The following is a 23,735-nucleotide window of genomic DNA, read 5'->3' on the forward strand; positions in this document are numbered from 1 at the left end:
TTTACTCCTGTTAAGTTTTAGTTTTAAGTGGTGAAAAAAGAACCATAAACCACCAGATAATTGCTATAAATATGGTGAATAAGAATACACTATTTAAATCGAAAATGTCATAAATCAAACCACCAATTGCACCGCCAATAAACGTCCCTAAAAACTGTGATGTTGAAAAAATACCCATAGCAAGACCCCTCTTAGAGGCGCTCGCAGTTTTAGATAATAAAGAAGGTAAAATTGCTTCAACAGTATTAAAGGCGACAAAGAAGATGGTTAAAGTAATGAGGAAAACTGAGAAATTTAAGTTTGAAATATAAAAAATAATTTGACTAATAATTAGCAGAAAAATACTAAGCAACAATATGTACTTTGTTTTTTTAAATTTCTCTGAAATAATTATAAGAGGAATCATTCCAATAAATGATAGTAATACTGCTGGAAGGTAAAGCTGCCAGTTATCAATCATGCTGACTATTTGGTTTTCCATAATAAGAAGTGGCATTACTATAAAACCACTTGCTAAAATCAAATGCAATGAAAATACACTAAAATCTAAAGCAATTAACTCTCTACTTAAAGTTTCTCTAAAGGCGCCAAAAGATAGCCGATAATAATTGATTGGCTTGGAGTGCTCAAGAGACAATACTATTAACATAGCAATAATTGAGAGTAGGCCTATAACCCAAAACAACCCTGAAAGCCCAATCCTTGAGGTTATCATTGGCCCAATAATTAATGAAAGCATGAATGCCACACCAATTTGAAAGCCAACAAAGGCATTAGCCTTTGCTCGATTATCTTCAGATATAGAGTCAGCTAAAAACGCCATTAAGACAGCTGATATTGCGCCGCCGCCTTGTAAAGCCCTCCCAATAACTACAAATATAATATTAGAAGCATTTGCTGCAACAACACTTCCTATCAAAAAAATTAAAAGCCCTACAATCAGGATAGGTTTTCTTCCAAATCGATCAGAAAGATAGCCAAAAGGTATTTGAAGTAGAGCTTGAGTAAGACCATAAATCCCAATTGCCATACCAATCAAGAAAGGGGTCGAACTATCATAATCACCTGCATAAACACTCATGACAGGAAAAAGCATGAATAAACCGAGCATTCGAACGGACATAATTAGCGAAACTTTTAAAGCAAATAGCCTTTCAGTTGAGTTCATAACTAAAGATATTATATTTTGACGCTAATCAATTGAATAGTTTTTAGAGTAATTAGGATAACTAGAAGATAAAACTATTCTTATATCACTTGCGAGCTTCGTAGCATTTATTTGGTCATAATTGTATGCCATTAGATCAAGACCATCAGGAATAGAAGAGCTATTTGGATAATTCTCAATAATAAATTTTGAGCGATTTATTGCAGCAATGTGTGAGCCAATTTTGGTATAGTATATGGCAACATAAAGCTCATGCCTTGCAAGAGTGTTCATAAGTTTAGCTAGCTTTTTACCCGCATCATTTGCGTATTTAGAGTTAGGAAAGGTATCAATTAAATCAACAAAGTAAGAATAAGCTTCACGAATACTGTCAACATCTCTCTGGGCACTATCCGTAACAAAATTATCTAAAATTGAGCTAGATTTATCTTCTGCAACAACACCTTTTAAGTAGTAAGCATAAGGGGTAGAAGGGAGGTCAGGATATTTTTCAATGAATTTATTTAATTCAACTATAGCTCTTGTGTATTTTTTACGCTTATATAGATTGAATGCAATATCAAGCCTAGCTTGAATAGCATATTTTGAGCCTGGATATGATGAAAGAATAATTTGATATTGATCAATAGCTTGATCTAAAGAGCCAGCATCAACCATATCTTCCGCCTTCTCATACAAAGTCTTAGGTGTGAGGCCATTTGCGACTAATCTCCTTGATTCTTTATCTCCCCCAAAAGGGGAACATCCAGCCAAAAAAATGAAAGATGTAAGTATAAGAATTAAGGATTTAGTCATTGTATGAGCTTGATATTTACTTTTAATCAGTAAATTATACTTATGTGCGTTTTTGAATGGAAACGTTTACATAAAGAACTTCTAGTTAATAGTAACCTGCTTATAATTATACTAACCTTATTTTATTTCTATATTGATGGCAACAACTCTTTTTCAAAAGCATACTAAAATTGATGACTTGTGCTTAGTTTTAAATAGTTACTTACCTCATTCGGAGATTGAGCTAGTAAAGCTTGCTTATAAGATGGCTAATAAAGCACATTCTGGTCAATTTAGAAAGTCAGGTGAGCCTTATATTCACCACCCACTTTCTGTTGCTTTAATACTTGCCGATCTAAAACTTGATTATTTTTGTGTTGTTGCCGCAATTCTCCATGACTGTATCGAAGATACTTCAGTAACTAAAGAAGATGTCCAGGCTCAATTTGGAGAGCAAGTAGCTCATATTGTTGAAGGAGTATCAAAGCTGACTAGCTTAGAATTCACTTCAAGCTCACAAAAACAAGCTGAAAACTTTCAAAAACTAATATTGGCTATGTCTAAAGATATGCGAGTTATGGTTATTAAATTAGCTGACAGACTTCATAATATGCGCACTTTAGATTCAATGAGTGACGAAAAAAAAATACAAAAAGCAAAAGAAACTTTTGAACTTCACGCTCCAATTGCAAGGCGACTTGGACTCCATAGCATAAGGGTAGAGCTTGATGATTTATGCTTTAAGACACTGCATCCAAGAAAGCACTTAATAATTAAAAATAAGATCAGTAAGCAGTATGGAAATCAAAAGAAAACAATAAATCTAATTAAAACCGAAATTGAAAATAGGCTAAAGTTTGAAGGCATAAATGCAACTATAGAAGGGCGTCAAAAACAACCATCTAGTGTTTACAATAAAATGAAATTTAAATCAAGAAAATTCTCAGAGGTTCTTGATATGCATGCCTTTAGAATTGTTGTTGAAAATACAAATACTTGTTATCAGGCATTAGGCCATATACATAGTCTTTATAAACCTATTCCGCTTAAATTTAAGGATTATATTTCCGCTCCAAAACCAAACGGGTATCAGTCAATTCATACAGTTGTGCTTGGCCCTAGGAAAATGTTCATTGAAGTTCAAATCAGGTCTCAAGAAATGGAATTCATATCTGAGTATGGGATTGCCGCTCACTGGCACTATAAAAACACTGGCAAGCCAACTGATAAATTAGCTCGAAACTGGATTGGATCTTTACTAGATATTCAGCAAAATACTGACACTTCAGCTGACTTCCTAGAGAATACAAAAGCCGATTTATTTTTTGATGAGGTATTTGTGTTTACTCCAGCTGGCAAGATAATTCAGCTGCCTATTAGAGCAACAGTACTTGATTTTGCATACGCTGTTCATACTAACATTGGAAAAAGATCTCAAAAAGCTACTATTAATGGAATGGAAGCCGAACTTTCAACCAAGCTTAAATCTGGTCAAACAGTGGAAATAATCACTAGTCGGTTTGTTAAGCCTAAGCCAAGCTGGCTAGATTTTGTTGTAACTTCAAAAGCCAAAACTGCAATAAAAGCAAATCTTAAAGATAACTCAAAAACTGAATTAGCAAAACTTGGAAAACTTTTGATTTCTGATGCGCTTAATTATCAAAAAATTAAAATTAATGATGTACCAAAAGATAAGTGGGATAAATGCCTAAAGGAGCTCAATTGTTTTGATTTTCAAGACTTATATATAAAAGTAGGATTGTCTGAAATATTTGTAGCTGTAGTTATTAATAAACTCCTCCAGGATATTAACAACGAAACAATTAATACAATTTCTATAAATAAAACAAAAGGAATGGCAATAAACTTTGCTCATTGTTGCTACCCCATCCCTGGAGATGATGTTACAGGCGTTTTAACAACACAAAAAGGCCTTGTTATGCACCGCTCAATATGTTCAAATCTAGAGCATATTAAAGAAAAAAATGCACAATGGATGGAAATTGAATGGAACTCGGATGAAGATGAAGTCTTTGAAGTTGCAATCAGTGCTGTAGTTGAAAACAGAAGTGGTCGTTTGGCAGCTATTGCAAACACCATAGCAAACTTAGGTGTTAATATTGAAAATATTGAACAGCAAGAAAGCCAACACTCTACAAGGCTATTTCACATTGTTGTTATAATTAAAAACATCATACAACTTAATGACGTATTAGAGCAACTTAACAAACTCCCACATCTTGTCTCTGCTGAAAGAGTTTAATATTTATTAAAATGTACAAAGTGGACAATTGAATTGATTAAAATTACATCTTTATTAATTATTAATACTATTAAATAATGCTTTGCTGGACTGACTCACTCGAAATAGCTATTTCACTGGAAGAAGCCTCTCCTGATACTGACCCTAAAACTATTAATTTTGTTGATTTACGTCAGCTTGTTATGGATCTTGAGGACTTTGAAGAAGGACAAAGTAAGTGTGGTGAAAGGGTTCTTGAAGCTATTCAAATGAATTGGATTGAGGAGAAAGAGTGAAATATTTAAAATTTATTTTATTGTTTAATCTAATATTATCATTTTCAGCTAATGCACTTTTAGAAGTAAATATTTTAAAATCTAAAGAAGCTGCTTTTCCTATAGTTATCGCTCCTTTTGAAATAATTGGCGATTCAAAAGAAAATGTAGACATCGCTAAAATTATTAGAGATAATTTAAATAGATCAGGCCAATTTAGTGCCTTAAGTACTGACGCATTGGTAACAAATCAAATTGATTTTAACTTTTGGAAAGAACGTAAAAAAGATGCTGTTGTTTTTGGAAAAGTTGAGCAAATAAGCCCAAAGGTTTACAACATATATATTTATATTTATGATGTCTTTTCTGAAAAAAGCTTGTATCAAAAAAAGATTACTGTTAGTAACTCTGGCTTTAGAAGAATGGCTCATTTCCTAAGTGATAAAATTTATTATGTCCTTCTTGGACAAAAAGGCTCTTTTAACACTAGGCTATCATATGTTACTGTGACTGATAATAATAGTGGTGGTCGAACATACAGGCTTCAAATATCCGATTCTGATGGAGAAAATCCTCAAACAATTGTAAGACAATCAAATCCGATTTTATCTCCAGCCTGGTCAAAAGATCAGCAAAAACTTGCTTATGTTTCTTTTAAAAATAATAGATCTGAAGTTTTTGTTATGACTCCTTTTTTAAAAACAATTCCAATTAAATTGCCAAAATTTGATGGAATTGCATCTTCACCTACATTCCATCCAAGCGGCGATAGTATTGCGCTAACAATCTCGAAACAAGGTAATAAAGATATATATTTATATAACTTTAAATCAAAGAACCTTAAGAGGCTAACTAAAAACATATCAATTGATACAGAAGCTAGCTTTTCACCAGATGGCAATAGCATTGCGTTTACTTCAAATAGAACAGGGCAAGTTCAAGTTTATATAAAAGACCTTAACTCTGGCAAAATATCCCGAGCTACTTTTGAAGGTCGATACAATGCAAAACCAGTTTTTTCACCTGATGGCAAAGATTTGGCACTCATTCACAGAGTTGATAAAGACTACAGGGTCGCCCTATTAGATATCAAATCTAGAGATTTAACTGTAATGACTCGAAACAAATCAGATGAATCTCCTTACTTTTCTCCAAACGGCGGAATGATTATTTTTTCAACTAATAGAGACAACAAGGGAATTTTGTCTATAATTTCACTACACAACAACCAAATTGTTGAATTAATGCAAAAAACCGGCGAAGTAAGGGAACCTACTTGGTCAAATTATTCAAACTAAGGAAAAAAAATGTCAAAAAAAATTCTTCTTTTATCAAGTGTTATCTTTTTAAGTTCTTGTGGTGCTAATAGTATTTCTGAACTGGGTGATAAGTTTCTTGATTTAATTAACCCAAGTGATGCTGCAACTGAGCAAGCAGATCTTGGAGGTGATGCAACCCTAGTTGCTATGGATGAAGATGGTGGATTTACAATTGATGAACTTGAGCAATTATCTAATGATGAATTAATTGCAATTGCTAAAGAGAAGGGATTGGGAGATCTTATAGTTCTTGATGCAGATGGTAATCTTCAAAATAGAGATCAAATCATAAATGCTATTGTTGAAAGTGGAGACTTACTTGACGGAAAGACCGCAGAACTTGAATCACTGTCTGATGATGCACTTATCGAAATGATCAATTCTAAGGGTCTAAGTGACTTGATTGTACTTGATGCAGATGGAAATTTAGCTAATAGAGATGAGCTTATTCAGGCGTTAATGGATGATGCAGCAGCAATGTTAGCAATTATTGAAAATTTCAAAAATTCTAGTGACTCTTTTATTCTTTATTTTGATTATGACGATACTGAGATAGATGAAGTATCTACAAGAAAGATTATTGAGCATGCTAACTTTATGCAAGACAATCCTTCACTAAGCCTGAGATTAGAAGGTCATGCAGATGAGCGAGGAACCCGTGAATATAACCTAGCACTTGGTGAAAATCGTGCCTTAAGTGTAAAAGAGGTCTTAAGCCTTTACAACCTTGATGACAGAATTTTAGTTGTAAGCTATGGTGAAGAGTCTCCAATTCTAGTTGGAAGCAATGAAATGGCGTGGGAAGAGAACCGAAGAGTAGAATTCTCTTACTACTAGAGGTAAAGTTTTCTCAAATCTTTTTTAAGTAAATAGTTTTTGTCACTTGATGAAAAAGAATATTCTTCTATTTATACTTTTCATAAACCCTATGTTATTTCAGCATGGGGTTTATGCTAACGAAGGCCTTGATTTAGACCTTGCAATCTTAAAAATCAACAAAGAAGTTAAATCCCTAAACAATGAAATCCTTTCATTAAAAGATGAGATTGAACTGATTAAAGAAGAACAAAGAATCAGCTCTGCCAAGATTGCAGAACTTCGTCAAATCATTGAATTAAATCTCTCTAATACTAAACAAGAAAAAAAATCAACAAAAAAAATTCAGTCTAACAGCGCTGAAAAGCTTTATTCAGATGGGAAAAATGAATTTCTTCTTGGGAATTATGAGAAAGCAATTACTCTATTCATAAGTTTTGCAAAAAGCTCTCCTAATTCATCAAGTATAAAAGATTCAAAGTTGTGGCTTGCAAGAGCTTATTTTGAACGTGAAAAATATTTAAAAGCCAAAGATTCATTATTAGATTATCAATCTAATAATAAAGGGCACCAAAAATATGCTGACTCTATGTTTGAATTAACAAGGGTCTTAATTAAGCTAAATGAAGTCAATGAAGCTAAGCTATTGTTATTAGATATGATTAAGCAATATCCGGACCACTCTTTGATAAACAAAGCAAACCAATTACTTTTAGACCTATAAGTTAGTGGAAATACTAGAAATACAAAAAGTTGATTTAACTTCTTTTTGTTATCTCAATAAAGAACGTTATCCTTTCTTACTTGAAAGCGTTAATCACAACGAAAACAATAGATACTCAATATTATTTGCCTTTCCTGGTGAGAATATTGTTCTTAAGAACTTTTCTGACTTTGATTTTTTAAAAAAACTTCAAGATAAAAGTAAATCAACTATGTTAGATTCTGACCTCCCCTTTATTGGTGGTTGGTTTGTTTATCTTTCGTATGAGCTGATAGGTCAAATTGAGCCAACTTTGACTTCTAAATTACATAAATCAAAACTACCAATAGCTTATGCAGTTCATGTGCCAACAGCAATAATTGTAGATCACAAACTAGACAAAACTTTCATTATTGATCAAGATAATAATCAATCCCGCATTAATTCAATATTATCTGATATTAAGCTCTTAGATAAGATTCCAACACAAAGAATCAAAGGTAGCCAATCTGAAGAGGTTGAAAATAAATTTATTGATGGCGTTAAAAGTAGCTTAGATTATATTGTTGCAGGCGATGTCTTTCAGGTCAACCTGTCAAGAAAATGGCAATATCAACTAATAGAAACTATAGATTCAGCAGTAATCTATAATGCCCTAAAAAAAGCTAATCCAGCGCCTTTTTCCGCTCTCATTCAATATGAAAATTTCAGCATAATTTCCTCTTCTCCAGAAAGGCTTTTTAGTGTTAATGACAAAACTCTTGAGACAAGGCCTATTGCAGGAACCCATCCCAGGGGTAAGGGTGATTTAGATAAAACTCAAAAAGATAACCTAATAAATCACCCTAAAGAAATTGCAGAGCATGTAATGCTTCTTGATTTAGAGAGAAATGACATGGGAAGGGTATGTGAGTATGGCAGCGTTTTTGTTAACGAAATAATGACTCTAGAGACCTATCCATTTGTTCATCATATTGTCTCTAATATAAAAGGAAAACTTCGTGATAATGTTGGCATTAAAGGCATTGTTAGAGCTTTATTTCCAGGAGGAACTATTACAGGGTGTCCAAAGGTGCGCTGCATGGAGATTATTAATGAACTAGAGCAGATGCCAAGAGAGGCCTATACGGGATCAGTTGGGTATATAAGCCAAAACGGCAAGATGGATTTCAACATCCTTATTCGTAGCTTCATCCACGAAGGAGATGCTTTAAGTTTTAGGGCAGGTGCTGGAATAGTATATGACTCAATACCTGAAAAAGAATTAGCTGAAACAAGACACAAGGCAGCAGGACTTTTAAAGGTTTTTGAGAATTAGAAAATTAAGGCTTAAACTTTGATGTCATTGGATATCTTCTTTCTTTACCAAATGCATTGCCACTTATCTTAGGCCCAGGAGCAGATTGACGCCTCTTGTATTCGTTTCTAAGGATCATAGAAGTAACCTTATTAACAACCTCAAGACTATGGCCTTGCTCAGTAATTTGAGCTACAGAATGCTTTAATTCAACAAATCTCTTTAAAATGTCGTCTAAAACATCATAAGAGGGCAGTGTATCTTGATCAACTTGATTAGGCGCAAGCTCAGCAGAAGGTGGTCTTGTTATAACACGTTCAGGAATAACTGGAGAAATTGTATTCCTATATCTAGAAAGCTTATATACCATTGTTTTGGGAATATCTTTAAGTGGAGCAAAGCCGCCGCACATATCACCATATAAGGTCGCATAGCCAACTGCCATCTCTGATTTATTGCCCGTTGCAAGAACAATTTTATGATATTTGTTTGAAAGCGCCATTAGAAGCGTGCCTCGAACACGAGATTGAATGTTTTCTTCAGTTGAGCCTGGAGAAGTATTTTCAAAAAAATCATTAAGAGAAAAATTAAAAGAATCAACCATCGAGTGAATATCAATATTTGAGAACTGCACTCCCTGAGCTTGCGCCTGAAGTTCAGAGTCCTCAAGACTCATATCAGAAGTAAATTGGTAGGGCATCATTACTGCATGAACATTCTCAGGACCAATAGCGTCAGCTGCAACTGCAAGAGTTAAAGCTGAATCAATACCACCAGACAGGCCAATTAAAGCTCCTCCAAAGGAGTTTTTATGAATATAATCCCTCGTTGCTAAAACAAGTGCAGAATATATTGACTCCTCCTCACTTAAAACTGAAGGCAAATAATTAGTACTATTATGAAGTAACGACATCTCTTTAAATGCTGGTAGCTGAAGAGTAAGCTCTCCAAGATTACTTATGACAAAAGAGTTACCATCAAAAACAACTTCATCTTGTCCTCCAACCATGTTCACGTAGATAAATGAAAGATCAAACTTCAGCGCATAACGTTTGCAAATATCTATACGCTCATTTTGTTTATTTAATTGAAAGGGTGATGCATTAAGAGACACCACTACATCAACATTAGATTGACATAGCCTATCAATTGGACCGTCAATCCATTGATCTTCACAAATTAAAACGCCAACTTTAGTTTGCTGACATTCAAATATAAATGACTCTTCACCAGAAGCAAAGTAGCGCTTTTCATCAAAAACGCCATAGTTTGGTAATTCTTGCTTATTGTAAACATGAATTACTCGATTGTTTTGAATGCAAAAAGCACTATTAAAAAGAGACTCATTTGATTGGCTTGGCGCACCAAATAGAATAGTTATAGCTGAAGGCACTAGATTGCATAAACTATTAATTTCTTCGTTAACTTGATTAATAAAACCCTCTCTAAATAAAAGATCTTCCGGGGGGTAGCCAGTAATTGCTAATTCTGGAAAAACAATTAAATGCGCTCCAATTTCATGAGCCTCATTAATCAAATCTAACATTCTTAAGGCGTTAACCTTAATATCTCCAACAATAGGGTTAAATTGAGCAATTTGGATTTTTATTGACTCCGATTCAGAAAATATCTTATTAAGCTGTTCCTGCCAAAATATGGCCTTCAAATTATTTCCAGTATTTATTGCATGTTCATACTTGGTATTTGCAACCACTTCAGATGGATCTAATTCAAGGATATTAGCAAATAACCAGGCGTGCGTCTCACTAAGAGCGGCCTTACCAGAGCTATATTTACTAAGGTTAGATTGATTTATATCATACTCCTTAGCAATTTTATAATCAGAAAAACCAGTTTTCTCACGCACTAGAGCAAGGTATTCAGTTGTTTTTTTATTCACTATGATTCGTTAGTTAAAGTATATATTAGTTATTTTATACCACTACAGTTATAAAATAACTATAGTTCATAAATAAAAGTATTAAAAACAAATGTATTTATTAACTAAAAAGTACTTAAGCTACTGTTTTATATACAGAAATTAAAAATTATAAAATTACTACTTTAACGTTACAATTATTGGCTCAGAATCAATTTCATTAAAGAATAAACCTTAAGATGGTCTATAAAAGTTGAATTAAATTCACTAATTTTTTAATAGTATTTCTATATATTATTGAATAAAAATTTTTGAAATATCCCTATATCATTAGCCTTAGAGACGTAAATTGATTTTAAAAATAACTAGCATTGTGTTGCTTAGTAGTGATAAAATTCTTTAATCCTCACGCAATTGTGATGGATTGTTATACTTTGAAACTCATTAAGGAGATATATATGAAACAATTACTAAAATTGACTGCTGCTTCGTTGTTAGTTGTTGGTGCACTTGGTGTACAAGCTTCTACATTAAGCGACGTTCAAGCTAAAGGCCACGTTTCTTGTGGCGTATCTAAAGGTCTTGCGGGATTCTCTTCAGCTGACTCTTCAGGTACTTGGACAGGTGTTGACGTTGATGTTTGTCGTGCTGTTGCTGCTGCAACGCTTGGCGACGCAACTAAAGTTAAATTTGTACCACTAACTGCTAAAGAAAGATTCACTGCGCTTCAGTCTGGTGAGATCGATATGTTGTCTAGAAACACTACTTGGACAATTACTCGTGACGCTTCACTAGGTCTTAACTTTGCCGGTGTTAACTACTATGATGGACAAGGCTTTATGGTTAAGTCTTCTCTAGGTGTTTCTAGTGCTATGGAATTAGGTGGAGCTGCGATTTGTATTCAAGCAGGTACAACTACTGAATTAAACTTAGCTGACTGGGGTAAAGCAAACGGTATCGATTACAACTCTGTTGTTTCAGACACGAATGCTCAAACTCTAAGTAACTATGACGCTGGTCGTTGTGACGTTCTAACAACTGACGCATCTGGATTATATTCAATGCGTGCTGGTGCGAACGATCCTTCTGAGCACGTTGTACTTCCAGAAATCATTTCTAAAGAGCCTTTAGGCCCTGTTGTTCGTCAAGGTGACGACCAGTGGTTTAACATCGTAAGATGGTCTCTTAATGCTATGATCACTGCTGAAGAGATTGGTGTTACTAGTGCTACTGTTGATATGGTTTCTAACAACCCTGAGCGCGAGCGCTTAATGGGTCGTTCTGGAAGCACTCATGAGTACGTTGGTTTGACTTCAGACTGGACTTACCAGATCATTAAGCAAGTAGGTAACTACTCTGAAAGCTTTGAGCGCAACATTGGTGTAAATACTCCAATTGGTATTGCTCGTGGTGTTAATGCACTATGGTCACAAGGTGGTATCCTTTACTCACCTCCATTTAGATAAGCAATTATCTAGATAGAACTTAAGCCAGCCTGCTATACTTTAGCAGGCTGGTTTTTTTTTACTTTTTTTCTTAATTCAAAGCTCGTTTTTTAGTAAAATTTCTCAATTAATATTTATTGCTATATATGAAAAAACTTATTCTCGACTCCCTTGGTAAATCTAAACATAGAGAATCAAACTTCCGTGATTTACTTTATAACAATGAGGTAAGAGCTTTTTTCTTCCAGGTAATTACATTTGTTTTAGTAGTAGGACTCTTTTATACGGCAATAGGAAATCTCTTTGATAATATTGAAGCAAGGGGAATACAAACAGGATTTTCTTTTCTTAATAATAGGGCGGGCTTTGATATCTTGCCTTTCCTTGGCAATATTGTAGTTGACTACACTCCAGAATCTTCAAATTTAACTGTTTTTTATGTAGGACTTGTAAATACCCTAGTTGTTGCCTTTATTGGCATAATTCTATCTACACTAATTGGGCTGTTAATTGGTATTGCAAGGCTTTCTAATAACTATCTAATTGCAAAACTTGCGGGGGGCTATATTGAGCTCTTTAGAAATATACCCATTCTGCTACAAATTCTTTTTTGGTACAACCTATTTATTAATGTTTTTCCTCACCCTAAACAAAGCTTGGCATTTTTTGATATTGCCTTCCTAAACCAGCGAGGCTTATACCTTCCAAAACCAATTGCTGAGGATGGTTTTATATTTGTTGCCATAGCATTCATTATTGGAATCATTGCTGCTTATTTTATTAAGAAATTTTTTAAGAAGAAACATGAGCTTACAGGAATACATACCAGCACCTGGATGTATTCACTTGGTTTAATAGTTGGCTTACCAGTAATGGTTTATTTTTTAGTTGGCTCACCACTTCAATTTGATTATGCAGTTCTTGGGAAATTTAATCTGAAAGGAGGCATGGCTGTTGTTCCAGAATTTTTAGCATTAACTTTTGCATTGAGTGTCTACACTGCAACTTATATTGCTGAAGCAATAAGATCCGGAATCGAGGCAGTTGACAAAGGCCAAAAAGAAGCTGCTGCTGCAATAGGCTTATCGCCAGTTCAGTCTCTTAAGCTGATTGTTTTGCCGCAAGCATTAAGAGTGGCAATTCCACCCACCATCAATCAATACCTAAATTTAACAAAGAACTCTTCATTAGCCACAGTAATTGGCTATCCAGAATTAATGAGTACATTTGGAGGCACCGTCCTAAACCAGGTTGGTCAAGCAGTTGAAATTTTAGCTATGGCGATGTTGGTTTATCTAGTAATCTCACTGTTTATTTCTTTATTGCTTAATTATGTCAATAAAAGAATGGAAATACAAGGAAGATAATTATGTCGGTATTTGATCAACAATCAACCAGGAAGCCACCAATTTCTCAAATTGGGGCAGTTTTATGGCTTAGGACTAACCTTTTCTCATCTTGGATTAATAGTGCCCTTACACTTGCCTCACTCTATTTGCTATATATCATGATTCCTCCCTTACTGGATTGGATGATATTTAATGCGAGCTTTAGCTTTGGCACTGTAAATCTTTTTGGTTTTGATATCAAGTTTAGTGAAGCCATGGCAACAAATCAGAACTGTGGTCGTGAAGGTGCATGCTGGCCTTATATCTATGAAAAACTATATATGTACACCTATGGCTTCTATCCTCGCACAGAGACATGGAGGCCTAATATTGTATTTGGATTAACAGCGCTTCTTTTTGTTATCGTGCCATTGGTAAAGCACTATAAACATAAGAATAGAGTTACGTTATCACTAATTATTCTATACCCACTAGTTTCTTATGTGTTAATTGCAGGTGGCTTTGGGATTCTGATGCCAGTTTCAACTGACCAATGGGGTGGACTCTTGCTAACTCTTATTATTGCATCAGTTGGTATTATTGTTTCATTTCCAATAGGCGTTCTACTTGCACTTGGAAGGCAGTCAAACCTTAAAGTAATTAAGTTATTTTCCACGCTATTTATTGAGTTTATAAGAGCAGTTCCTTTAATCACAATCCTCTTCATGGCCTCATTTGTACTCCCACTATTCTTAGAATCAGGAAATTATTTTGACAAGCTCTTAAGGGCACTTATAGGCATTGCGCTATTCCAAGCTGCATATTTTGCAGAGGTTGTCAGAGGTGGGCTGCAAGCAATCCCAAGAGGGCAGTATGAAGCGGCTGATGCGATTGGACTAAGTTACTTCCAAAAAAATGTATTAATTATCTTGCCACAAGCACTAAAAATTTCTATTCCTAATATAGTAGGATCTTCAATATCACTATTTAAGGATACGACGTTAGTTCTTATAATAGGGCTTTTTGATATGTTAGCAATGGTTAACCTAACAAGTAATGATCCTTATTGGCTTGGAAGGGAAACTGAAGGCTTTGTCTTCGTTACAATTGTTATGTGGGCTATACTATATACCATGTCTCGCTATTCAAGAAAACTAGAGCTACGCTTCAATACTGAAAATACAAATTAAAAAGGTCAATAAAGATGAACACTGAAAAAGCAAATATAATAGAAATATCAAAATTAAATAAGTGGTATGGTGACTTCCATGCACTAAAAAATATTGATTTAAATGTAAAAGAAGGTGAAATAATAGTAGTATGTGGCCCATCAGGCAGTGGAAAGTCAACACTAATAAGATGTGTGAACTTTCTTGAAAAATTTCAAGAAGGAAGCATCCTGGTCTCAGGAACTGAGCTTACTGATGATGCGCAAAAAATTAGAAAAATTAGAAGTGAAGTGGCAATGGTATTTCAGCACTTCAATCTATTCCCACACTTAACAATCGTAGATAACCTAACACTTGCACCAATATGGGTCCACAATGAAACAAAGCAAGAAGCGAGAGATAAAGCGCTTAAATTACTTGATAGAGTAGGGATAAGGGACCAAGCTGAAAAGTATCCAAATCAACTTAGTGGTGGACAGCAACAGCGTGTTGCTATTGCAAGATCCTTATGCACTTCGCCAAAAATAATGCTATTTGATGAGCCAACATCGGCTCTAGATCCTGAGATGATCTCTGAAGTCTTAGACGTAATGGTTGAACTAGCTAAAGAGGGCATTACTATGATCTGTGTGACTCATGAAATGGGCTTTGCACGCAAAGTTGCAAATAGAATTATTTTTATGGATGATGGTCAAATAGTCGAAGAAAACGATCCTGAGAACTTTTTTAACCATGCAGAATCTGATAGATTACAGCTATTTTTAGATCAAATACTAACTCATTAATATTAGGATTTAAAAGGCCAGTTAACAGATTTAATGAGCCCTAATTAAGAATAAAGCAACATACACGTAACCTTCTAGTTATATAATTCGACTAAGAAGACTATTAATTAAATAAATTACTAATTGATAAATGTTTGGTTTCCTAAAAAAAGAACAATTGCCCGAGACTCCAGAAATTACACAATCTGTAGACTGGACTAAGGACATAAAGAGAAGTAAAAAAATTGGTGAGGAGGTTGAGCAATTATCTTTTTTATATAGCTCTGAAAGCAATAATGAGACTAAAGGGACTAAGAAGGGACTAAGTAGGGACCATCTGCAAATTCTAAAAAAATGTAAAATAGAAAGCAGTGCATTAGACTTGATGAAAATATTAAAGAGATCAAATAAATCAAAATTTAAAACAGCAATCATTAATCCACTTCTTGATCAAAACTTCCTAGAGCTAACAATTCCAGATAGTCCTAAAAGTCCTAGTCAAAAATACAGACTTACAGGTAAGTTTGTTAAAAAAAGAACAAAGGAATAATAGATTTTAACCTTTTGAGTAGCCTAGTTAATTAATTTGCTATATTTTTAACCCCTACTCCCATATCTTCTATATTTTAGACTTTCACTGTTTTTCTAGATAACTTACTGCATAAGTGATAGATATGCGGTATATAGGCAAATTTCGAGTCCATTATATAACTCTTTGATTTTTATATGTTTAATTTAATATTTGCCATTATTTAGTCATTTTTCCTAACTTAAGTTCCATTTAACTTCGTATAATTTATATTATGTTAAATAACTAATATATAACTAATATTAAACATCAATTACCCTAAATAGAGTTACTGTGGATAATAACAGTCTTAGTCCCCCTGCTATTTCAGGTTTTTTTTCACATTTTTTCTTGGTCCCTTTTTCTTCGATATGTCTTTAAACAAAAGAAATTATTCGCTTTTAGGATTACTCGTGCTAATGTGGGGATCATCATTTCTTTTAATTGATCGCTCATTATTATTTTTTTCTCCTGAGCAAGTCGTTGGCTATAGATTATTTATTGGTGCGATTACTATGATGTTAGTTGCCTTCTTTTATGGAAAGAAATTTCCTAGATCTATTACGCCTTGGCTTCATTTTATTGTTTATGCTGTAATTGGTAATATTTTGCCTTACCTTCTAATTGCTAAGGGACAAGTAACAATTACTTCGGGGATGGCTGGATTGTTGATGGCTATTATGCCGTTAGTTACACTTGTTCTTGCGCATTTCTTTCTACCTAACGATAAACTAAATAGATATAAGGCATTTGGATTTATTATTGGGATTTCTGGTGTGTTATTTATATTAAGTCCTTCACTTAGAGATGGCTCTAATACGTTGATTGGAATCTTACTAGTATTATCTGCTGCATGTGCTTATGGAGTTAATACTATAATTGCTTCTCGGCTTCCCTCTTATGACCCTATTATATCTAGTGCATGTGTATTATTAATTGCTAGCACACTTTCATTTTTCATATGGCCAGGCGTATTTTTTATTGATTTCTCTGGTGTTCCATTATTGAGTGGTGCCAGTCTTATTCTTCTTGGAATTCTACCCACTGGTCTTGCAGCTCTCGTTTATTTTATTATTATCAACTCTGCTGGTGCAACATTTCTTTCTAATATTAATTATTTAATCCCTGTTGTTGCTTTTTTCCTTGGAGCATTGCTACTTGGTGAAGATATTCTTTTAAGTAATTTATTGGCGTTAGTTCTAATTATCTCTGGAATTTTTGTATCAAGATTTAAATCCTAATATTTATTTTTTTTATTATTTTATAGTGGAATTTCTCCATTTCTTTCAATTACTTAACCCTTTTTTTTCCTAAATCCATTTAATAATCTTATATCTATATTATTTATATTCTATATTTAGTGTATATTTATCTCCGTAAGCACTAAATGTAGTACATCTTTTAGGAGTAGGGTTTGAGTCAAGAAATACAGGCTGTAAAAGACAATGCAGTCGATCAAGAAATATTAGTTACTAAAAGAGATGGCTCAAAAGAGTCAATTGACCTTGAAAAAATCCACCGTGTTGTTCATTGGGCATCTCAAGACCTTGATAATATTTCTGTTTCACAAGTTGAAATTAATGCTCAATTAGCTTTTTTTGATGGTATCCGCACTGAAGATATCCATGAAACAATTATTAAATCTGCAGCAGACTTAATCTCTATTGATGTTCCTGATTATCAATATTTAGCTGCCCGATTAGCAATTTTTCATTTGAGAAAAAAGGCTTACAAATCTTTTACGCCTCCCTCTCTAATTGATCATGTAACAAAACTGACTAAATTAGGCATATACGATAAAGATATTCTCGATAAATATAACGCATCTGAATTTGAAGAGTTTAATAATTATATTGATCACTGGCGTGATATGAAGTTTTCTTATGCTGCTGTTAAGCAATTAGAAGGTAAATATTTAGTTCAAAATCGAGTGACTGGTGATATTCATGAATCACCGCAAATGTTATACATGCTCGTTGGAATGTGCTTATTCCAAGAGTATAAAGGTAAAGCAAGAATTGATATTGTAAAGCGCTTTTATGATGCCTCATCTAACTTTAAAATTTCCCTTCCTACGCCGATTATGGCTGGTGTTAGAACTCCAACGCGTCAATTTTCATCTTGCGTTTTAATTGAAACTGATGATGATTTAGACTCAATTAGTGCTGCATCTGGTGCAATTGTTAAGTACGTTTCGCAGCGTGCTGGAATTGGAATAAATGCTGGAAAAATTAGAGCTATTGGAAGCCCAATTAGAGGTGGGGAGGCAACTCATACTGGATGTATACCTTTCTTTAAACACTTCCATACTGCTGTTAAATCCTGTTCCCAAGGTGGCGTTAGAGGTGGTGCCGCAACGTTATTTTATCCACTATGGCACCTTGAAGTTGAAAGCTTATTAGTGCTTAAAAATAACACTGGTACCGATGAAAACAGAATTAGGCATCTTGATTATGGTGTTCAATTTAATGGATTAATGTATGAGCGCTTTTTAAAAGACTCTGATATCACACTATTCTCACCAAATGATGTTCCTGGTTTATATGACTCTTTTTTTGCTGATCAGAAAAAATTTAAAAAACTGTATGAGAAATACGAGAGTGATGACTCAATCCGAAAGGAGACCATTAAAGCGCGTGACTTATTTGCAATGTTCATGAAAGAAAGGGCAAATACTGGTCGCATTTACCTTCAAAATGTTGATCATTGTAATACTCATGGTGCTTTTAACCCAGAGTATGCTCCAATCAGACAATCGAATCTTTGTATGGAGATCACACTTCCAACGAAACCACTGTTTTCAGTCCAAGATGAAAAAGGTGAGGTTGCTCTTTGTACTCTTTCTGCAGTTAATCTAGGCGCGTTAGATAGCCTTGATGAACTTGAAGACATTACTGAAATTATTGTCCGCTCTTTAGATTCATTACTAGATTATCAGGACTATCCTCTCAAATCAGCTGAGATTGCTAGTAACAATCGACGTACACTTGGTATTGGAGTAACAAACTTAGCATATTACTTGGCTAAAAATGATGCCAAATATTCAGATGGTTCAGGAAATGACTTAATTCATAAGACCTTTGAAGCACTTCAATACTACTCTTTAAAAGCTTCAAATAAGCTTGCAGAAGAACTTAGTCCCTGCCCTCTTTTTTCTGAAACTCAATACGCAAAAGGCATAATGCCCATTGATAGTTACAAAAAAGATATTGATGCATTTTGCTCCACAAAGCTAGAGTTAGATTGGGATACACTTAGAAAAAATATTAAATCTAAAGGCCTAAGAAACTCAACTTTAACAGCATTAATGCCTTGTGAAAGTTCATCTCAAATCTCGAATTCAACGAATGGAATTGAGCCTCCTAGAGGCTTTATATCAGTAAAACAATCAAAAGATGGAATATTAAAACAAGTTGTTCCTGAATATGAAAAACTTCATAAAAAATATGAGCTTCTTTGGGATATAAAGGATAACGAAGGTTATCTTCAGTTATGCGCGATTATGCAAAAATTCGTGGATCAATCAATCTCGACAAATACTCATTATGACCCTTCTCAATTCGAAGGAAGTAGAGTTCCTATGAAGTTATTTTTAATGGACTTACTTAAAGCTTATAAGTATGGAATTAAAACGCTTTATTATCATACGACTAGAGACGGCTCTGGTGATGACCAAAATAACACTAAACAGGGAGATGATGATTGTGAAGATGGTGTTTGCAAACTCTAAAATATAATTATGTCTTATAGTATTTTTAATCAAGAAATAAATGACACCTTAAAAGAGCCAATGTTCTTTGGGGATTCTGTTAATGTCGCCCGATTTGATCAACAAAAATTTGAAATATTTGAAAAACTAACTGAAAAACAACTTTCTTTCTTTTGGCGTCCCGAAGAAATAGATGTTTCAAAGGATAAAATTGACTTTAGTAAGTTATTGCCCAATGAAAAACACATTTTTATTTCCAATCTTCAGTACCAAATCTTGCTAGATTCGGTTCAAGGACGCTCACCTAATATAGCCTTCTTGCCAATTGTTTCACTGCCCGAGCTAGAGAATTGGATTGAAACCTGGGCATTCTCTGAAACGATTCATTCTCGCTCTTATACTCATATTATTAGAGCAATTATGAATGAACCTGGTATTGTTTTTGATGAAATAATGAAGACAGACGAAATTATCCAGAGAGCGACCAGTGTCTCTAAGTACTATGACAAGTTAATTAAGCACACTCAAGCTTACTTGCTTCATGGTGAGGGTGAGCACCTAATTAATGGTGAGTCAATTAATATCAGCTTATACTCACTCAAACGCCTAGTTTATTTAACTATTATGTCAGTTAATATTTTAGAAGCGATTCGTTTTTATGTAAGTTTTGCGTGTTCTTTTGCTTTTGCAGAAAGAAAGGTAATGGAGGGTAATGCAAAAATTATTAAACTAATTGCACGCGATGAAGCGCTTCATCTTACCGGAACTCAGCATATGTTAAATTTAATGCGTGATGGTAAAGATGATCCAGATATGCAGGCAATTGCTATTGAGTGCGAAGCAGAAGTCATTGAGATGTTTAAAGATGGCGCAAATCAAGAAAAAGAGTGGGCAGAATATTTATTTCGTGATGGCTCAATGATTGGTCTTAATGCCGAAATCCTTAAACAATATCTTGAATATATTACTAATAATCGTATGGCAGCATTAAATATGCAGCCTATCTTTGAGCAAACAACGAACCCCCTTCCATGGCTCAATCATTGGTTAGATTCAGACAATGTTCAAGTTGCTCCTCAAGAAACTGAAATTACCTCATATTTGGTTAGTGCTATTGATAACACAATTGATGCAGAAGATCAAGATTTTGATGATTTTAAGCTCTAAATGTTGCCCATTAAATGTTTAAAATTGATGTTGATAATATAAATGGAAAAACAGAGTCACTCTATGTATATGGTGATGAATCAATATTAACTGAGCTTGAAACTAACAACGTTTTAATAAATTTTAATTGCAGACAAGGTCACTGTGGAAGCTGCATATTAAGACTTGTGAAAGGTGATGTCATTCATAAAGACTGCCTTGTTCCATTATCCCCAGGAGAAATCCTTGCATGTCGATCAAGACCAATAACTGATATAAAAATTACCTCTAAATCTTAACTTTCTTTAAGATAACTAGTGACTTCTTCATAATTGCCTCGAAAAATGATTCTTTGTTTTTTCTGTTCAATTTGATAGTTATACATTGGGTCATAGTAATCAACTAAAAGCGACTCAATAAGAGGTAAATAGTCATTTAAATCTTCATTTTTTTGATGATTGATTAGCGCTAAATTTAATTGTTTCAAAAGAATTTTATATCTATCTCCACCTAATCTTTTTTGAATTTTGGAGAGAGAATTTAGCCAATAATTTGAATACAGCTCAAAACCAAAATCACCATGTAAAGCTATAAATTTTTGAGCCATATCAATAACATAAGATTTTAAACTAATACTTAATCTCTGTTCAAGGCTAGCATTTAAGATAATAATATCAGACTGGCGTGCTTTAATTTTTATAGCGTCTGGCATGTGTATCATGCCAATATTATTACCCTCATCTTCTATTAAAAATATATTATAAATTTCCTTCTTAATTAACTCTACAGTTAGCTGGTTTTCAAAGTCAATTTGTCTGGGCTGCGGAGTTACGTCATTACCAAAAGCAGAGCCTCTATGATTCGCAAATCCTTCAAGATCTATACTGTTATTAAGCTCATTTAATAACAATGTTTTGCCACAACCTGTTTGGCCTCCTAAAACTAAGAGCTTCTTTTCATTTATAATTCGACTCATCTCATCAGTAAGAAATGACCTGATCGCTTTATATCCTCCTTTTATTCGAGGAAATGAAATTCCTGATTGTTCATAAATCCACTCTTGAGCAATTTTTGAGCGCAATCCCCCTCTAAAACAAAAAAGTGCACTAGTTGGATGTTTATTAGCAAAATCGAGCCAATTGCCTATTCTTTGCTCTTTTAATGACCCATTAACAAGCTCATGTCCAAGTTTAATTGCAGACTCTTGGCCTTTATCTGTATAGCAAATACCAATTTGATGTCTTTCTTCATTAGTCATCAGAGGAAGATTTAAAGCGCCTGGAAAAGATCCATTCGCAAACTCAATGGGGGCTCTGATATCGAGCAAGGGCTTATTGTCTTTAAAAATTTGCGAAAAATTATTAATTTCTTCGAAGCTGCTCATCTTAAGAAAATAGATTCAGAATTATCACTAGTTTTAATAATTTTTCCTATTGGATTAAGATTCATATTGTTAGAAGTTAGTAGCTTATTAAATTCTAACATGGCCTCTTTTGAAACAGTAATCAATAGACCTCCACTGGTTTGTGGGTCACAAATAATTGATTTCTCCAAATCAGAGAGTTTACAAATAGATTCACCATAACTATCAAAATTTCTCTCAGTGCCTCCTGGAACGCATCCCCCCTCAATATATTTTAAAATATTTGGTAATAATGGTAATTTATCAAAATATATTTCTGCAGAAACGTTACTACCTCTACAAACCTCTAGCAAATGCCCTGCTAAACCAAAACCAGTAACATCAGTCACTGCATTAACACCTGAAATTTTAGCTACTTTAGAGCCAATATCATTTAGTGCGCACATTTGCTTTACAGCCATAATGTGATCATCTGAGTTTACTACTTTCTTTTTTTGCGCCGTTGATAAAACTCCAATTCCTAGAGGTTTTGTTAAAAAAATAGTATCGCCAGCTTGTGCACTTGTATTTTTTTTAAGCTTATCAATATCAACAATTCCAGAAACAGAGAGGCCAAATATTGGTTCTGGGGAGTCAATACTATGACCACCTGCCAATGTAATCCCTGCGCGGCTACAGATTTCACGACCACCTTCTATGACCCTTGCGCCAATATCTGCAGAGAGTTTATTAATGGGCCAGCCAAATATTGCTATTGCCATTAGTGGCCTACCACCCATTGCATAGACGTCACTCAAAGCATTGCTTCCAGCAATCATACCAAAGTCAAAAGGATCATCTACAATTGGCATAAAAAAATCTGTAGTACTAATAAGCGCTCTACCATCACCTAAGTCAAAGACTGCAGCATCATCACTCGACTCATTTCCTACCAATAAGCCTGGATCTACAAAACTACTAATATTTGTACCTATAATTTCTTTTAGAAGCTTAGGTGAAATTTTACAGCCACAACCAGCGCCATGACTGAATTCAGTAAGCCTCACTGAAGATAAATTAGTTTTCATATTGATTTGATTAAAGAATATTTTGAATCTAACTTTTTATAAAGATCAGACGGCGTAATTGATGGATTTGAATCCATAATTTGAAATGCAACAACATTATCTTCGACACCATCCCAATTTTTTATATATGAGCCATCTTTATAGCCATTTTGCTGCCTAAAAGTATTCAGTTGATTTTTAACAACATAACGCTTGTATAAATTCTCAATATCAATATCTAAATGGGAAATTATTGTAAAAAATAAGTCGGTGATCTTACGGATATTGTTAGTCTCTAACTGAATACTTGAGGCGACAGATAAGCTCAATATTTCCTCTAAAGAGTCAACCAAAATATCAACATCAAAACTGCCCTTAGGCTCAAGCATTAAAAATTTATTTGCGTATTCTTGATCACCAATACGTATAGACTCGGACATTACAAAATGCCAAATATCAACTAACTCAACTCTAATATTATCCCAGTCTGGCTGGTCCTCAATATTTTTCCAGTGCTTCCAATTGAAAGAGTCAATTGCCTCTGCTACCTCCATATAAATCCCTCGATACCAGGAAATTTCTCTATTCTCTCGAGTGACCCCAGTTAACCATATCTCACCATTTGTCTCATCATTTAATTGCTTTTGAAGGGTAAACATTTGTTCAATTTGATTCATAATTTTTTGCTGTATTAAGGAATAAATAAATTATAGATAGTTAATTA

Annotated in this window: 21 protein-coding genes; 15 read left to right on the forward strand and 6 right to left on the reverse strand. The window is 34.1% G+C overall.

The window, feature by feature from the left end:
• Positions 1-10: 10 nt before the first annotated feature.
• Positions 11-1,168 carry an MFS transporter gene (locus AC5YGD_RS05010; RefSeq protein ID WP_496140922.1) on the reverse strand — a complete coding sequence of 386 codons (1,158 nt, stop codon included), beginning with the start codon at positions 1,166-1,168 and terminating at the stop codon, positions 11-13.
• A 24-nt stretch (positions 1,169-1,192) separates the two neighbouring features.
• Positions 1,193-1,963 carry an outer membrane protein assembly factor BamD gene (locus AC5YGD_RS05015; protein ID WP_271558614.1) on the reverse strand — a complete coding sequence of 257 codons (771 nt, stop codon included), beginning with the start codon at positions 1,961-1,963 and terminating at the stop codon, positions 1,193-1,195.
• Positions 1,964-2,099: 136 nt separating this feature from the next.
• Here AC5YGD_RS05015 and AC5YGD_RS05020 point away from each other — a divergent pair, with 136 nt between their 5' ends.
• The 6 genes from AC5YGD_RS05020 (at position 2,100) to AC5YGD_RS05045 (ending at position 8,615) form a co-directional block, all read left to right on the forward strand.
• The gene (locus AC5YGD_RS05020; RefSeq protein ID WP_496140923.1) at positions 2,100-4,205 is read left to right on the forward strand and encodes a RelA/SpoT family protein; all 2,106 of its coding nucleotides are present in this window, start codon (positions 2,100-2,102) and stop codon (positions 4,203-4,205) included.
• Between the two features lie 77 nt (positions 4,206-4,282).
• Entirely contained in the window at positions 4,283-4,480 is a 198-nt protein-coding gene (gene iscX, locus AC5YGD_RS05025; protein ID WP_271558612.1) for a Fe-S cluster assembly protein IscX, read from the forward strand.
• On the forward strand, positions 4,477-5,757 hold the full coding sequence (tolB, locus tag AC5YGD_RS05030; RefSeq protein ID WP_496140924.1) for a Tol-Pal system beta propeller repeat protein TolB: 1,281 nt from the start codon (positions 4,477-4,479) through the stop codon (positions 5,755-5,757). Before iscX ends, tolB begins: the two co-directional genes overlap by 4 nt.
• A 9-nt stretch (positions 5,758-5,766) precedes the next feature.
• On the forward strand, positions 5,767-6,615 hold the full coding sequence (locus tag AC5YGD_RS05035; protein WP_416686126.1) for an OmpA family protein: 849 nt from the start codon (positions 5,767-5,769) through the stop codon (positions 6,613-6,615).
• A gap of 49 nt (positions 6,616-6,664) precedes the next feature.
• Positions 6,665-7,318 (forward strand): tetratricopeptide repeat protein, encoded by a 654-nt coding sequence (locus AC5YGD_RS05040; protein WP_496140925.1) that lies wholly within the window; start codon positions 6,665-6,667, stop codon positions 7,316-7,318.
• 4 nt (positions 7,319-7,322) lie between these two features.
• On the forward strand, positions 7,323-8,615 hold the full coding sequence (locus AC5YGD_RS05045) for an aminodeoxychorismate synthase component I (RefSeq protein WP_496140926.1): 1,293 nt from the start codon (positions 7,323-7,325) through the stop codon (positions 8,613-8,615).
• 4 nt (positions 8,616-8,619) lie between these two features.
• Here the strand turns inward: AC5YGD_RS05045 and AC5YGD_RS05050 are convergent, their stop codons facing one another.
• On the reverse strand, positions 8,620-10,224 hold the full coding sequence (locus AC5YGD_RS05050; protein WP_496142355.1) for an NAD+ synthase: 1,605 nt from the start codon (positions 10,222-10,224) through the stop codon (positions 8,620-8,622).
• Positions 10,225-10,931: 707 nt separating this feature from the next.
• Between AC5YGD_RS05050 and AC5YGD_RS05055 the strand changes: the two genes are divergently transcribed.
• The 9 genes from AC5YGD_RS05055 (at position 10,932) to AC5YGD_RS05095 (ending at position 20,901) form a co-directional block, all read left to right on the forward strand.
• The gene (locus AC5YGD_RS05055; protein ID WP_271558607.1) at positions 10,932-11,939 is read left to right on the forward strand and encodes an amino acid ABC transporter substrate-binding protein; all 1,008 of its coding nucleotides are present in this window, start codon (positions 10,932-10,934) and stop codon (positions 11,937-11,939) included.
• A gap of 125 nt (positions 11,940-12,064) precedes the next feature.
• Positions 12,065-13,285 (forward strand): ABC transporter permease subunit, encoded by a 1,221-nt coding sequence (locus tag AC5YGD_RS05060; protein ID WP_496140927.1) that lies wholly within the window; start codon positions 12,065-12,067, stop codon positions 13,283-13,285.
• Positions 13,286-13,287: 2 nt separating this feature from the next.
• On the forward strand, positions 13,288-14,436 hold the full coding sequence (locus AC5YGD_RS05065; RefSeq protein WP_271558605.1) for an amino acid ABC transporter permease: 1,149 nt from the start codon (positions 13,288-13,290) through the stop codon (positions 14,434-14,436).
• 14 nt (positions 14,437-14,450) lie between these two features.
• A complete protein-coding gene (locus tag AC5YGD_RS05070; protein ID WP_496140928.1) occupies positions 14,451-15,200 on the forward strand; it encodes an ATP-binding cassette domain-containing protein in 750 nt (249 codons plus the stop codon).
• Positions 15,201-15,330: 130 nt separating this feature from the next.
• Positions 15,331-15,729, forward strand: coding sequence for a Fic family protein (locus AC5YGD_RS05075; RefSeq protein ID WP_496140929.1), 399 nt, complete (start codon positions 15,331-15,333; stop codon positions 15,727-15,729).
• Positions 15,730-16,118: 389 nt separating this feature from the next.
• Entirely contained in the window at positions 16,119-16,988 is an 870-nt protein-coding gene (locus AC5YGD_RS05080) for an EamA family transporter (protein WP_496142357.1), read from the forward strand.
• 173 nt (positions 16,989-17,161) lie between these two features.
• Complete coding sequence (nrdA, locus tag AC5YGD_RS05085) at positions 17,162-19,477, forward strand: class 1a ribonucleoside-diphosphate reductase subunit alpha (RefSeq protein ID WP_496140930.1); 2,316 nt, start codon at positions 17,162-17,164, stop codon at positions 19,475-19,477.
• 9 nt (positions 19,478-19,486) lie between these two features.
• Positions 19,487-20,623 (forward strand): class Ia ribonucleoside-diphosphate reductase subunit beta, encoded by a 1,137-nt coding sequence (gene nrdB / locus AC5YGD_RS05090; protein WP_496140931.1) that lies wholly within the window; start codon positions 19,487-19,489, stop codon positions 20,621-20,623.
• Between the two features lie 14 nt (positions 20,624-20,637).
• The gene (locus AC5YGD_RS05095; RefSeq protein ID WP_416650766.1) at positions 20,638-20,901 is read left to right on the forward strand and encodes a 2Fe-2S iron-sulfur cluster-binding protein; all 264 of its coding nucleotides are present in this window, start codon (positions 20,638-20,640) and stop codon (positions 20,899-20,901) included.
• On the opposite strand, the gene mnmH is transcribed toward AC5YGD_RS05095, so the two are convergent.
• The 3 genes from mnmH to AC5YGD_RS05110 are packed head-to-tail and all read right to left on the reverse strand — an operon-like array spanning position 20,898 to position 23,688.
• Positions 20,898-21,986, reverse strand: a complete 1,089-nt coding sequence (gene mnmH, locus AC5YGD_RS05100; RefSeq protein ID WP_496140932.1) for a tRNA 2-selenouridine(34) synthase MnmH — start codon at positions 21,984-21,986, stop codon at positions 20,898-20,900. The genes AC5YGD_RS05095 and mnmH overlap by 4 nt on opposite strands.
• Positions 21,983-23,032, reverse strand: coding sequence for a selenide, water dikinase SelD (gene selD, locus AC5YGD_RS05105; protein WP_496140933.1), 1,050 nt, complete (start codon positions 23,030-23,032; stop codon positions 21,983-21,985). Before selD ends, mnmH begins: the two co-directional genes overlap by 4 nt.
• A complete protein-coding gene (locus AC5YGD_RS05110; RefSeq protein WP_496140934.1) occupies positions 23,029-23,688 on the reverse strand; it encodes a dUTP diphosphatase in 660 nt (219 codons plus the stop codon). The genes selD and AC5YGD_RS05110 overlap by 4 nt, the downstream gene beginning before the upstream one ends.
• Between the last annotated feature and the right edge of the window lie 47 nt (positions 23,689-23,735).

It is taken from the genome of Candidatus Pseudothioglobus sp. uisw_070, assembly GCF_059512545.2.